This window comes from Neisseria sp. P0021.S006 (genome assembly GCF_051956895.1).
On the sequence record NZ_JBQCWZ010001161.1, the window covers coordinates 1 to 475 of the forward strand.

General features: G+C 54.9%; 1 protein-coding gene. It reads right to left on the reverse strand.

The genetic code is table 11. From position 1 onward, the window contains the following. Window positions 1-107 precede the first annotated feature (107 nt). On the reverse strand, window positions 108-475 hold a 368-nt coding region (locus ACTHUM_RS19255), incomplete at its 5' end, for a pyridoxine/pyridoxamine 5'-phosphate oxidase (protein ID WP_440403891.1).

Genomic DNA, 475 nt, shown 5'->3' on the forward strand with positions numbered 1-475 from the left:
GGGTTGGATTGGGGGAAAAGGCCGTCTGAAAATCAGATTCAGACGGCCTGCCGATGAAAGGCTGTATTGTAACTCAACCAGTAAATTTTTGTTTGAAAATCCGAAAATTATGGTGAAAGGCGTTCGCGTATCCAGTTGCCGTCAACCAGGCGGTATTGGATGCGGTCGTGCAGGCGGCTGGGACGGCCTTGCCAGAATTCGATACGGTCGGGAATAACGAGGTATCCGCCCCAATGCGGCGGGCGGGGAACATGCAGGGGATGTTTGACACCGACGGCCGCGGCTTTGGCCACCAAGACGGCTTTGCTGGAAATCACTTCGCTTTGCGCGCTTGCCCATGCGCCGATACGGCTGGTATACGGGCGGCTTTCAAAATATTCGTCCGAAGCGGCGGCGTCGAGTTTTTCAATGCGTCCTTCAACACGCACTTGGCGTTCGAGTTCCGGCCAGAAAAAAGTCATAGCGGCAAAGGGGT